Below are 13,484 nucleotides of genomic sequence, written 5' to 3'. Positions count from 1 at the left end.
CAGTTTAACTCTCGTATTTATGAGTAACTGCAATACGCATCAGCCAGCACAAATGGAGTTGTTAATGAGTTCTATCATCCGCATAGAGAAAGGGTTTACCTTAATTGAACTCATGATCGTCGTAGCCATCATCGGCATTCTCGCCGCTATCGCTATCCCTTCTTTTTCCGAATACCTAAAGCAAGGTCGTCGTTTCGATGCCCAGCAATATTTGATGACGAGCGTGCAAGCACTAGAGCGCAATTATTCCCGTCAAGGTAAGTATCCTGCTGCGCAAACCTTAACCAACAGTCCTTACTACACTTTTAGCTACACACCGGCGGACGACAAGTTAAGTTTCTCCCTCTCGGCAGTCCCAACCAGCCACCAATCGGATAGCTGTGGCACCTTAAGCATTAATCAGAAAGGCGTGCGAACTCCTGCTGCCAATTGTTGGACAAATTAAATGTCGAACACGTGGAATCAAGGATTTACCTTAGTTGAGCTTATGGTTACCGTCGCGATTATCGGTATTTTAGGCAGCTTAGCACTCCCTTCGTACCGCGATGTTATGGCACGTGAACAGCTAACCGCTGCCGCGAATGAATTGGTCTCTAGCTATAAATTTGCCCGCAGCGAAGCGATAAAACGCAGCACTTCAATTACCCTCACGGCAACAGAAGCGGGACTTTGGGTCATTAAAGATAGCGACGATAACGAATTGAAGGTTTTTACGCCCCCGACACGTGGGGTTGCTGTAACAGGACTGGCTAGTATCAGCATCAGTGCCACGGGCAATACAGCCAAAACCAGTATTTCATTGGCGAACAGTCAAGGTGAAAACATGAATTTATGCATTTTACCGAGCGGCCAAAGTCAGCTTCAGAGCGGGGATTGTGCATGAAAGCCTTTAATCACGTAGGTAAAAAACACCTTGGCTTTACCATGACAGAAGTTTTAGTCTCACTCGTGGTATCAGTCACTTCATTGCTTGCACTGGCAAAAGCGCAGCTATCATCGCTACAACATGCCACCAATAGCTTTCAATACACAGTTGCCACAGTGCAAGCGCAAAATGTCATTGAACAGATTTGGCCAAGGTTATGCGAAGTGCAAAAGCAACCCGCCCGCTTCGAAGATATCAATTTTAGAGCCAGTTTAAGCCAAGATTTCCCCGTAGGCTTTGACTTAGTGTTACCCGCCACTTATCAAGACAACATGGCAATTACTGTGACTTGGCAAGATGGTCGAGTCGATACCGATAATAGCGTCAGTCTTAACGCCAGTTTTCCCCATCTGTGTAAGGCCTAACTGTGATTTCAGCTCATCACACTCAATGGAGACACATTAAACCCGCCTTAAGACAATCGGGGTTTAGCTTATCCGAACTGATGATTGCCATGGTATTAGGGCTGATCATCATGATCGCTGTGATCAATTTCTTTGCGCCACTTAAGGCCACCGTTGAGGAAAGTAAACGTCTAGAAAATGCCGCTGACGCCTTAAGATACGCCACGCTAACGCTCAGTAAAAGCATCAAACAGGCTGATAACGTCGCCCTTGTATCGGCTAACGAACTCGTCTTAAGCACGCGCGCCTCCGCAAGCCAACCAAGTATTAGCTGTTTAGGCCAAAGTAAAACCGCTGATTATATTGAAACATTTAGCTTTATGGCACCTAACTTATCCTGCAACGATGGTGATGGCGCGCAAACACTCCTCACCGGGCTAGAAGCGGCTCACTTCTCTCAAGCTGGTGAACTCGTCAGCATCAATCTGAAGCCCTTAGCTTTGCCGACGCAATATGGTCAGGGTATTAGCTTGCAGGTCGCACTGCGTAAACCCCTTTGGCAACAAGCCATTAATTCACAACAAGTGCCATAGGCACAAGGAAGCACAGACATGCACACGGGACGTTCATTTGCTCACGCTTCGCCACCTCGCGGCAGTATCAATAAGCAAAAGGGTGCAGTGTTACTTATCGTCTTAGTCTTCAGCCTATTAGCCAGTTTATTAGTCGTGACATCATTGCGAGATAACTTAGTACAAGAGCGACTGAGCGGGAACTTCCAGAAGCAAGTCAATGCGCAACTCACCGCCGAACAAGGCATGTATGAAAGCTATAACACCCTCAATGCGACTTTAATTAAAGTACCCCAAAGCACTACGACCTCCTTAAATGACAGCCTGCCAAAAAGTGCCTCAGGCAGTATCGACAGCAGCGCCTATACGTTGACAAAAACCGTGACCCCGAGCGCCGAACTCAGCGTCAACAGCACAGGGCAACACTTAGAAGGTCAAGCGAAACTCAATGCACTCTTTGCCCTAAAGGGCGCAAAGGGTAATAACATTTTTAACGATGCCATCGTTTCCTGCGAGAGCCTCAATCTCACCGGCAGTAGCACAATCGATGGTTACGACTCACGTAAAGGCGCCTACGGCGATAGCTTCAACAATGCTCAAGGCAACAACCAACTCAATAAGCATGGCAAAGGCAATGTAACGACGGTTGAACCGAATGCCGATGTAACCTTGTCGGGCAATTCGCCGATTTACGGCGATGTCAGTGCAACGGGAAATGTCACCCTAACAGGCTCATCTTCCCTAATGGGCAATATTCAAGGCAATAAAGATGTCATCTTAGGCACAGGTACAGTCGGGGGGAATATCACTGCGGGTCAGAATTTCGAGCTAAAGAACAGTGGGACTGTTGAAGGCTCAGTGCAAGCCAATCAGAATGCATCAACAGCTCCCGGTGCCAAAGTGAATGGGACACTTCAATATGGCGGCGATGGCACCTTTCATCAAAATAGCAGCATTGGCCAAACGGTGAATCTAGCACCCAATGTATCTCCCGTTCCCACTAAGTCCTGTGATCCATTAGATATTGGTGCCGTAATGGGAGGGTTTAAAATGCCCAACAATGGCGCAAGAACAATTGCATCAACCCAGAATGTAACCATTTCCCCAACGGGCTCGACTGCGAGTTCAGGTAACAGTAATGCGTTTCCTGCCCTGTCCTCAAGTTCAGAGAATATCTTCGGTTCTGAAACCCCAGTATTTAATCTCGACAGTTTAGTCATGAGTAGCGATGGTGTATTAAACATCAGCGGTGGGGATGTCACACTGATAATCAATGGTGACTTTAAAATGAGTGGCGCAAACCAACTAAATATCGCCCCAGGCTCAAGCCTAACGCTATTTGTGAATGGTGAGATTTCCTTTACGGCAGGCACCAATAACGGTAATAGCATTAAAAGCCAAACCCTAACCAGCAGCAATAAACCGCCGTTAGCGATTTATTCGGGTTCAAATAAAGATGTGACTGTCAGTGGAAGCGTACCGATTTACGCCGCGCTTTATGCGCCTAAATCCAAAGTCAATCTGCCCGGTGGTCCCGAAATCTTCGGCTCAGTAAGAGGTAAATCCATCACCGCCACGGGCAATGGCAAGATCCATTATGACAATGCCCTAGGCGAAGCCGATTTGGGCAGTGAAAATGCTATTCCGCCTGCGATAGTGCTTAAAGGTTGGCAATACTTATAATCCTGCTCCATTGGCCGTATCCCATATACGGCCAAGTACAAAGCCTCTCATCTACAATAATCTCAAAGCTTAAATATCAAACTGGGAGTTAGATCACTCGCAAAACTTTGATCCGGATCGACTATCGCTTTCAATACCTCTTGTGAGGTATACCCACATTTTTTATCAGGTCTAGACTCGCCAGTATCAGCACTCGGTTACCCTCCTTTTTAATCTTAAGTAACCGAGTTTACGCTACTACAGGTCATCCAATATGAGTCAGGAATACCACGTCACCAGCCTTGTGGTGCATGCCACGCCTAAAACCTTACAGCAGGTTGAAGCCAATATCCTCGCATTAGTGGGTACCGATATTCATGCAATTACACCCGAAGGAAAATTGGTTGTCACCTTAGAAGGGAGTAGCCAAAGAGCGATTCTTGACAATATTGAAGCCATCAATGCCCTGTCCGGCGTGTTATCTGCCAGCTTGATTTACCACCAAGTAGAACCCTTAGTACAAGAGAGTGAGGAAATATTATGAGCATAAGCCGCCGCGAGTTTCTCAAGGCCAACGCAGCGGTTGCCGCTGCAACGGCCGTTGGCGTCACACTTCCCATTAAGATGGTCGAAGCCGCCGAACAAGCTGACAGTATCAAGTGGGATAAAGCTCCCTGCCGTTTCTGCGGTGTGGGGTGTAGCGTATTAGTGGGCACCCAAGCGGGCAAAGTGGTCGCCACTAAGGGCGATCCTGAAAGTCCAGTCAACCGTGGCCTTAACTGTATTAAAGGTTATTTCCTATCAAAAATCATGTACGGCAAGGACAGATTAACCACGCCATTGCTGCGGATGAAAGACGGCAAATACCATAAAGAAGGTGAGTTCACCCCAGTCAGCTGGGATGTGGCCTTCGATACTATGGCCGCGAGATGGAAACACAGTCTCGCCACCAAAGGCCCGACGTCGGTAGGTATGTTTGGCTCTGGTCAATGGACTATTTGGGAAGGTTATGCCGCCTCTAAACTTCATAAAGCAGGTTTCCTTACCAACAACATAGATCCTAATGCGCGCCACTGCATGGCCTCAGCCGTAGGCGGCTTTATGCGCACCTTCGGTATCGATGAGCCCATGGGGTGTTATGACGATTTAGAAGCCGCCGATCAGTTTGTACTCTGGGGCGCAAACATGGCGGAGATGCACCCAATTCTGTGGGCACGAATTTCTGATAGACGTTTAAGCAGTCCAACGTGCCGAGTGCATGTGCTGTCGACCTTTGAGAATCGCAGCTTCGATTTGGCCGATAACCCTATGGTGTTCCGCCCACAGTCGGACTTAGTGATCCTCAACTATATCGCCAATTACATTATTGAAAATAAAGCCGTTAATACCGACTTTGTTACCAAACACACTAAGTTTGCCTTAGGCGTTGACGATATAGGCTATGGCCTGCGTCCAGAGCATCCATTAGAGAAAAAAGCTAAAAATCCAGGCAATGGTAAATCCACGCCTATTAGCTTTGACGAGTATGCCAAGTTTGTCAGCACTTATACGCTGGAATATGCCGCCAAGATGAGTGGCGTCGAGCCAGAGAAGCTGGAGATTTTAGCCAAAGCCTATGCCGACCCTAACGTTAAAGTCATGAGTCTGTGGACCATGGGCATTAACCAACACGTTCGCGGCGTGTGGGCAAACAACATGCTCTACAACATCCACTTACTCACGGGCAAAATTGCCACTCCGGGTAACAGTCCATTCTCGTTAACAGGTCAACCTTCGGCTTGCGGGACTGCACGTGAAGTCGGTACTTTCGCCCACCGTTTACCCGCCGATATGGAAGTCACTAACGACAAACACCGCGCCATTACCGAAAAGCTATGGCAAGTGCCTGAAGGGACCATTCCCGCCAAACCTGGCTACCATGCCGTACTCCAGAGCCGTATGCTCAAAGATGGCAAGCTCAACTGCTACTGGACCATGTGTACCAATAATATGCAGGCAGGCCCTAACATCAACGATGAGATTTACCCTGGCTTTCGTAACCCAGAAAACTTTATCGTGGTTTCAGATCCTTATCCAACCATCACAGCCATGGCGGCAGATTTAATTTTGCCAACAGCAATGTGGGTTGAAAAAGAAGGAGCTTACGGCAACGCCGAGCGCCGTACTCATATGTGGCATCAGCAAGTAAAAGCCCCAGAAGGCGCAACCTCAGATCTGTGGCAACTAGTCGAATTTTCGAAACGATTCAAAGTCTCCGAAGTCTGGCCAGCCGAACTGATAGCCAAACAACCGGAATACGCGGATAAAACCTTATATGAAGTGCTATTTGCCAATGGCGTGATCGACAAGTTCCCAACTTCCGATTGCAAAGCCGAATTAAACGATGAGAGCGAACACTTCGGTTTCTACCTGCAAAAAGGCATTTTCGAAGAATATGCAGCTTTCGGTCGTGGCCATGGCCATGATTTAGCCGACTTTGACCGTTACCACGAAACCCGCGGCCTACGCTGGCCAGTCGTTAATGGCAAAGAAACCCTGCGCCGTTTCGTTGAGGGGAGCGACCCTTATGTCAAAGCGGGTGAAGGCTTTAAATTCTATGGCAAGCCAGATGGTAAAGCGGTGATCTTCGCCCTGCCCTACGAACCCGCCGCCGAAGAGCCGAATGAAGAGTACGATTTGTGGATGTCGACCGGCCGCGTGTTAGAGCACTGGCACACAGGCTCGATGACAGCGCGCGTACCCGAGCTTTACCGCGCTTTTCCCGACGCGCAGATTTTTATGCACCCAGAAGATGCCAAAGCCCGCGGTGTACAACGTGGTGACGAAGTCATAGTGGCCTCACCGCGCGGTGAAGTGAAAACCCGAGTTGAAACCAAAGGCCGTAACAAACCGCCACGCGGCGTGGTATTTATGCCTTTCTTCGATGCACGCCAGTTAGTCAACAAACTGATATTGGATGCGACCGATCCCCTATCAAAAGAAACTGACTTTAAAAAGTGCCCAGTCAAAGTCACCAAGGCGGAGAATAACCAATGAGAAAAATACTCACCTTAACTGCGTTACTCGTCGCCATTACTGGCTGCTCAGGTCAGCAAGCCGACACCAACGCAGCGCCAGTTAATATTCAATCCCTCGCAGGAAACATGGCGATCACCGACATTCGCCCAGCCGATGCCATGGCGATTTATCCCAGTCGCGGCGCCGCCATTGAGCGCAGCTTTAGCGAGCAACCACCGCTTATCCCACATAAGGACGATTACAAGATCACCTTAGATAAAAATGGTTGTTTAAGCTGCCATAGTTGGGACAAGGCAAAACGCATGAAAGCCACGCCTGTCGCTAAGTCCCATGTGATTGACGATAAAGGCACAGTTAACGGGCATAACTATTTCTGTACTCAATGCCACATCGCTCAAGCCGAAAACAAACAAGCACTCGTGGAGAATCAGTTCTCCGACAAGTAAATCACACTCCCCTGCAGAGCAAAGCCACCCGAATTGATTAGGGTGGCTTTTTTGCTATTTAAGCATCCAATCCTAATGAGTTAGCTTAGAGCCAGTAATGAGTATTCAAGTAAATATAAGACTAAACGTCTATCGCTGGTTCAGCGTCCGTTGCTGAACAGTGCTTTCACCAAGGAAGGGATTGAGCAGAAGTTAAAAAGGCAAAGTGAGAATCGAGGGACATGAAGATAAGAGCAGAATCTAAAACGCAGAAAAGAAAAACCCAGCCTAGGCTGGGTTTACTTGTTGTTTTGCTTTATGCAAATCACCCGCTGGAGCCGTTTTAGTTACTTGCGCCGCTTTTGCTTTTTGCACATCTTTTGCCACAGGCATAGCCGCCTGCCACAAAGCACCTACCCACAGACTTGAACTTGATTTCATCGGTATTCCCCTGTTTTGTTAACAAGGTCAAAGTAATACTTAGGCCATCATTAGTAAAATGAATAAATTCCATAATATGGATTCCATTTGAGCATGAACATCCCAATCAAGACCTTACAGTGTTTTCTGACCTTAGTGGAAACCGAAAACTTTACCCGCGCCGCGCAGAAATGTTTTATCACTCAGCCGACACTGAGCAAAATCATCCAAAGACTCGAGGAGAGCCTAGGGGAAACCCTGCTGATCCGAAATAACCAAAAGGTTGAGCTCACTCAGGCGGGGCAGCTATTTGAGCACAGTGCACGGGAAATCCTCGGCCAATGGCATAGATTGCAGGAGGACATGAGTAACCTCAGCGGTCTCAAATCGGGGCGGTTACGACTGGGTGTATGTCCTATGATGAGCAGCCTTATCATAGGCTTGCTGACTAGTTACCGTAAACGTTATCCGGGAGTTGAACTACACATGTATGAATACGGCGGATTCGGCTGCGAGCAAGCCCTGCTCAATAACAGTCTCGATATCGCCTTTACCGCGCTACCCACAACCCATGAGACTGAACTCGTCAACCAACCCCTGACTAAGTACCCTTTACTTGCCTGCCTGCCTGAGGGGCATCCCTTAGCCGAGAAAGACCACTTAAACTGGCAGGACTTCCAACCCTATCCTTTTATCCTCTATAACGAAGACTTCTCCCTCGCGAAGTTGATCAATCGGCTCAGCCGCAAAGCAGGTGTTCAGCTCAATATTGCCTTTCGCAGCGGTCAGTGGGATTTTCTCGCCGCTATGGTCGAAGCCGATATGGGCGTCGCCATTTTACCTGAGCCGATTTGCAATAGATTAAGCACCAGCAAACTGGTCTTTAAACCTATGCAACCCGCAATGACATGGGATCTGGCGCTCATTTGGCGACAAAGTTTACCTTTAACGCCCGCGGCCAAAGCCTTGCTCGAATTGAGTAAACAAAAGACTGAACGCTGAGAAGATAAAGCGAGAACTGACATTCTATTAAACAAAAGGGTACGGACTTTAAACAAAGAGATCTGGAGCTTCGTCAACCGAAGCTGGTGATGACTGTTAGATCTCACCCATAAAAAAACCGCTGCTAGCCTAGAGGCCGACAGCGGTTTTTATTAGCTAACTAAGCTAATAAAATATTAGCTTAGTTAAGTTAAGAATTACTTCTTAGCTTCAGCAGCTTTACGTTCTTTAACTTGAGCAACAACTTTCTCAGCTACGCTAGCTGGACATTGGCTGTAGTGTGAGAACTCCATAGAGAACTGACCACGACCAGAAGTCATTGTACGTAAAGTACCGATATAACCGAACATTTCTGATAACGGTACGTCAGCTTTAACGCGAACACCTGTCACACCAGCAACTTGGTCTTTGATCATGCCGCGACGACGGTTTAAGTCACCGATCACATCACCCACGTTGTCATCTGGGCTGAACACGTCAACTTTCATGATTGGCTCAAGAAGTTGTGGTTTAGCTTTAGCGATAGACTGACGGAAAGCGCCTTTAGCAGCGATTTCGAACGCGATTGCTGATGAGTCAACTGCGTGGAATGCACCGTCAGTTAATTCGAACTCAACGTCTAACACTGGGAAGCCAGCGATAGTACCTGTGTTCATCATGCTCGCGAAACCTTTCTCAACTGCTGGCCAGAATTCCTTCGGAACGCTACCACCAACAACTGAAGATTTGAACACGAAACCAGTGTTTGGCTCACCTGGGCGGATGATATATTCGATCTTACCGAATTGACCAGAACCACCTGATTGTTTCTTGTGAGTGTATTGATCTTCAACCATTTGAGTAATGGTTTCACGGTAAGCAACTTGTGGCTCACCTACGATCAATTCAACACCATAAGTACGCTTCAGAATGTCTACTTTGATGTCTAAGTGAAGTTCGCCCATACCTTTAAGGATGGTTTCACCTGAATCTTCGTCAGTTTCTACGCGGAATGATGGATCTTCAGCGATCATCTTACCGATAGCGATACCCATTTTCTCAGAACCGCCTTTATCTTTTGGCGCTACTGCAATAGAAATAACTGGCTCTGGGAACACCATAGCTTCTAAAGTAACTGGGTGTTTCACGTCACATAAAGTGTGACCAGTTTGAACGTTCTTCATACCCACGATAGCGATAATGTCGCCAGCTTGAGCAGATTCAATTTCAATACGGTCATCAGCTAGCATTTCACACATACGGCCGATACGTTCAGTCTTGCCAGTCGCGCTGTTCAGGATGGTATCACCCTTCTTCAGACGGCCTGAGTAGATACGTACGAAAGTCAGGGCACCGAAACGGTCATCCATGATTTTGAACGCTAACGCTTTTAATGGCTCATCAGCAGAAACGATAGCGAATTCGCCAGTTTCGTTGCCTTCTTCGTCAGTTAATGGCTGTGGTTCAACTTCGTCTGGTGCTGGTAAATAATCAACAACAGCATCAAGAACCAGTTGCATACCTTTGTTCTTGAACGCAGAACCACAGTATGTTGGGAAGAAAGCCATAGTACGAGTACCTTTGCGGATACAACGCTTGATATCTTCGATAGATGGCTCTTCGCCTTCCATGTACGCTTCCATCACAGCATCGTCTTGCTCAACGGCAGTTTCGATCAGCATTTCACGGTATTCTTCAACCATGTCAACCATGTCAGCAGGTACATCTTGGATATTAAAGTTTTCTGGTAAACCAGACTCATCCCACACGTATGCTTTACGAGATAACAGATCAACAACACCAGTGAATTCGTCTTCAACACCGATTGGCAGAACCATAACCAGTGGAGTAGCAGCTAATACGTCTTTAGTTTGCTTAACTACGCGTAAGAAGTCAGCACCCATACGGTCTAACTTGTTTACGAAGATAATACGCGCAACTTCAGATTCGTTCGCATAGCGCCAGTTAGTTTCTGATTGAGGCTCAACACCGCCTGAACCACAGAATACACCGATACCGCCATCAAGCACTTTCAGAGAACGATAAACTTCAACGGTGAAGTCAACGTGTCCTGGAGTGTCGATAACGTTGAAACGGTGATCTCTCCAGAAGCAACTTACAGCAGCAGACTGAATAGTAATACCGCGCTCAGCTTCCTGTACCATGAAGTCAGTGGTAGATTCGCCATCGTGAGTCTCACCGGCTTTATGGATTCTTCCTGTTAACTTAAGGATACGCTCGGTGGTCGTGGTTTTACCCGCGTCAACGTGAGCGAAGATACCAATGTTTCTGTATTTGGATAATTCGGTCATGATTCAACTTTAATGAGTAGTTTAAGAAGTAGACGGAGTATGCGACAAATACCGACACACCGCACATCAGATTATTTTAGGCGCATATTGTAAATTGGAACCCAGCTACACGCAAATGGATAGCGCACTTTTTCACGATAAAGTCGCGTAATAATTTAAGGAAATCGCCATAAATACGAACTAAAACAGATAAGTAAAACACTTTAGCTTATTTTTCACTCAATCAATAAAAAACCTTAAATAAACCTCATTTTAATGGGATAAAGCGATTTTCAAGGGATTTCTATCATATCGTCAGTACAAACATCATACATTAACCTGCAAGCATGGATGCTAGAACAATCATGTTATACCTATCTTCAAAATAGAGATCACATCCGCGACTCACTTCAATCGCAGTCTTTTACCCAAATAACCACAAATCAGTCTTGAGTAAACCCTTACGTGTCGATGCACATTTGATTACGCCCTTGTGCTTTAGCACGATAAAGGGCTCGAACTGCCCGCTCAAAACACAATTGTATAGGTTCGTTTTCTGCGAGCTTAGCGACACCAAAACTACAAGTTAAGTGAACATTGTCAGTAAATTGATAATTGTTAATCCTCTGCGCAATCCGCACACACAAGCTTTCAACTAATGGCAATGATGACTGTTGGCAGAGGATAACAAATTCTTCGCCACCCCAACGTGCGACCACATCAGAATCACGCACACAGTGCTGTAATACCTGAGACACTTGCTCAAGAATGCGATCGCCGACGTTATGCCCTAGCATGTCATTAATCTCTTTAAAGTAGTCGATATCAATCATTACAAGGCACATGCCTGCCCCAGCAGATTTATCATGCTGCTCGTTATTAATAAAAAAGCGATTAAAGTAATGTCGGTTATACAATTTAGTTAATGGGTCGTGGGTTGATAAAAATTCGAGTTCGGCATTTGACGCTTCAAGCTGTTCGCGTAAAGTTTCCAACTGCTTATTCTTATCGGTTAATCTTCGATTATATTGACTCATAAAGTAAGTTCTCGCCCCCAACATTAGGAGCAACAGACATGTCGCGCAGATAATTTGATACACAAGCGAATAGTTAGTCTCATCTATCACAGTCACATTATTCCACTTCTGATAAATCGTGATCCGCTCTTGCTCACTCACAGTGTTTAAGGCTTTATTTATCACAGGTAACAAGGACTCTTGACCATAAGCGACCCCCATCCGTAACTCATCTTCCGGCCCGCCCCAACCCGCAATTTTTAAATGTTCAAATCCCATTTGTTGAATGTAAGCGTTAACCGAAAACATTGACCCAACAAACAGATCTGCACGTTTATCCAGAACCGACTGCAATCCCGCAGGTTCACTGGCAACAGTAAGCATCTCTATCTGAGGATAATAATGCTGAATATACTCAGCTAAACGATAACCTTTGGGCACGGCTAAAATACGCGTATTGATATTCTCCAATCCTTGCAGAAAAGGCTGTTCTTTAAGTGAAACAAGCACATTTGGTGAGCGGAAATAGACATCACTGAAGTGCAGATAAGTCTCGCGTATTAGCGTTTTATTCAACATAGGGGTTAAATCGCACTGACCACTTTGCAAAAAAGATAAAGTTTCGGTCCAAGAAGATGTCGGCACTAGCTGAAACTTAAGGGAAGAATGTGACTCAACATGACGAATATAATCCGATGAAATCCCCAGATGTTTACCTTCTCGTATTCCTTCATAGGGCAGCCAATCAGGATCAACGCAATAACGGACTATCACAGCAGACTTGGCGCTAACATCTTGATCCGCAAGTTTAGTACTAGACACCATGAAACGATCAGCATTCACCAGTAATGGCATACACAGCAATAGCGACAATAACCTCAATAAGCCACGCAATTCCATTGAAATTTCAACCTAAAAGCTGATGCTAGATGGGGAATGTAAAAAAGTGTATACGTGAAAACCACACAATACCAATTCCTATCATTGCTTATACGAAACGCTCGTTTGCCCATTGTGTCTTAACGCCTTCGTACATCAGCAAAACTTATCTCCATAAGGTAATCAGTTGATGGGAAAGAACGTTGCTAAGTTCACTCAGTCCTAAGTTCACTCAGTCTGAATTTGGTATCACATTTAAAAAAGCCAATATTTATTGCTTCATCATCAGGGCTATCCTAAATAACCAACCTTACTCGCCATCCAAAGCCATCATAGTGCCTTTTGCAAACTGCGATTATATGGAGCGGCACCTCACATTAACTTCTACAGCTACGTTCTTTGGCCGCTATACCGTGATCATGATGGACTGTGCGGGGGCATCAAACAAAGATGGCAGAAGATTTTATAATCTGAGATAAAACTGCAGCCTTATTCTCCGGAACTGAATCTGATAGAACAGTTGTCGCGGATATTAATAGAATTGATATAAAGCCAAATGGTGCAAATTATTCGTATCGTGGAAGGTAAAAAAGGGATTATCGAGAGGAAAATAGGAGGAAAACTGACTAATTGAATAGACACTAGGCTGGATTTAACAAATTGCAGACGCAAAAAAGCCAGCTTATTCAGCTGGCTTGGTTGCATCTCAATGAGATAATTAGGCGCTTGGCGATGACCTACTCTCACATGGGGAGACCCCACACTACCATCGGCGCGTTTGCGTTTCACTTCTGAGTTCGGGATGGGATCAGGTGGTTCCACAAGGCTATTGTCACCAAGCAAATTCTGTTTATTACCGTGTCCATCTCTGGCTCACGCTAATAATAATTCGGAAAGCTGATTTGCTTTGTTTGAGTTCAAACTTTATCAAGTATCTGTATTCTGTCTAAG

At 46.0% G+C, this 13,484-nt stretch carries 12 protein-coding genes and 1 rRNA gene; 9 read left to right on the top strand and 4 right to left on the bottom strand.

Translation table 11 applies throughout. From position 1 onward, the window contains the following. Positions 1 to 64: 64 nt before the first annotated feature. The 8 genes from L5M71_RS05795 to napB all read left to right on the top strand — a co-directional run bounded on the left by L5M71_RS05795 (position 65) and on the right by napB (position 6,967). Entirely contained in the window at positions 65 to 445 is a 381-nt protein-coding gene (locus L5M71_RS05795; RefSeq protein WP_317630037.1) for a type IV pilin protein, read from the top strand. After that, a complete protein-coding gene (locus L5M71_RS05790; RefSeq protein ID WP_107946583.1) occupies positions 446 to 883 on the top strand; it encodes a GspH/FimT family pseudopilin in 438 nt (145 codons plus the stop codon). After that, positions 880 to 1,290: a prepilin-type cleavage/methylation domain-containing protein gene (locus tag L5M71_RS05785; RefSeq protein WP_131525378.1), complete on the top strand. Its 411-nt coding sequence runs from the start codon at positions 880 to 882 to the stop codon at positions 1,288 to 1,290. Before L5M71_RS05790 ends, L5M71_RS05785 begins: the two co-directional genes overlap by 4 nt. Before the next feature lie 2 nt (positions 1,291 to 1,292). After that, entirely contained in the window at positions 1,293 to 1,862 is a 570-nt protein-coding gene (locus L5M71_RS05780) for a PilW family protein (protein ID WP_131525379.1), read from the top strand. 18 nt (positions 1,863 to 1,880) lie between these two features. Continuing rightward, positions 1,881 to 3,524: a polymer-forming cytoskeletal protein gene (locus L5M71_RS05775; protein WP_263207140.1), complete on the top strand. Its 1,644-nt coding sequence runs from the start codon at positions 1,881 to 1,883 to the stop codon at positions 3,522 to 3,524. 253 nt (positions 3,525 to 3,777) lie between these two features. Beyond that, on the top strand, positions 3,778 to 4,047 hold the full coding sequence (locus L5M71_RS05770) for a chaperone NapD (RefSeq protein ID WP_263207138.1): 270 nt from the start codon (positions 3,778 to 3,780) through the stop codon (positions 4,045 to 4,047). Continuing rightward, positions 4,044 to 6,539: a nitrate reductase catalytic subunit NapA gene (gene napA, locus L5M71_RS05765; protein ID WP_263207136.1), complete on the top strand. Its 2,496-nt coding sequence runs from the start codon at positions 4,044 to 4,046 to the stop codon at positions 6,537 to 6,539. Before L5M71_RS05770 ends, napA begins: the two co-directional genes overlap by 4 nt. After that, a complete protein-coding gene (gene napB, locus L5M71_RS05760; RefSeq protein WP_259581873.1) occupies positions 6,536 to 6,967 on the top strand; it encodes a nitrate reductase cytochrome c-type subunit NapB in 432 nt (143 codons plus the stop codon). The genes napA and napB overlap by 4 nt, the downstream gene beginning before the upstream one ends. A gap of 267 nt (positions 6,968 to 7,234) precedes the next feature. On the opposite strand, the gene L5M71_RS05755 is transcribed toward napB, so the two are convergent. Further along, positions 7,235 to 7,387, bottom strand: a complete 153-nt coding sequence (locus tag L5M71_RS05755; RefSeq protein ID WP_006086010.1) for a hypothetical protein — start codon at positions 7,385 to 7,387, stop codon at positions 7,235 to 7,237. A gap of 93 nt (positions 7,388 to 7,480) precedes the next feature. Here L5M71_RS05755 and L5M71_RS05750 point away from each other — a divergent pair, with 93 nt between their 5' ends. Continuing rightward, a complete protein-coding gene (locus tag L5M71_RS05750) occupies positions 7,481 to 8,368 on the top strand; it encodes a LysR family transcriptional regulator (protein WP_006086011.1) in 888 nt (295 codons plus the stop codon). Between the two features lie 197 nt (positions 8,369 to 8,565). Here L5M71_RS05750 and fusA read toward each other — a convergent pair whose 3' ends face one another. The 3 genes from fusA to rrf form a co-directional block, all read right to left on the bottom strand. Further along, the gene (fusA, locus tag L5M71_RS05745) at positions 8,566 to 10,659 is read right to left on the bottom strand and encodes an elongation factor G (RefSeq protein WP_107402610.1); all 2,094 of its coding nucleotides are present in this window, start codon (positions 10,657 to 10,659) and stop codon (positions 8,566 to 8,568) included. A 440-nt stretch (positions 10,660 to 11,099) separates the two neighbouring features. Continuing rightward, entirely contained in the window at positions 11,100 to 12,554 is a 1,455-nt protein-coding gene (locus tag L5M71_RS05740) for a diguanylate cyclase (RefSeq protein ID WP_263207129.1), read from the bottom strand. 703 nt (positions 12,555 to 13,257) lie between these two features. Beyond that, positions 13,258 to 13,373, bottom strand: a 5S ribosomal RNA gene (gene rrf, locus L5M71_RS05735). Between the last annotated feature and the right edge of the window lie 111 nt (positions 13,374 to 13,484).

The organism is Shewanella sp. SW1, assembly GCF_025653545.1.
Taxonomy (GTDB): domain Bacteria; phylum Pseudomonadota; class Gammaproteobacteria; order Enterobacterales; family Shewanellaceae; genus Shewanella; species Shewanella oncorhynchi.
The sequence above is the reverse complement of the archived record's forward strand: the minus strand, read 5'-3'. Positions and strand labels throughout refer to the sequence as shown.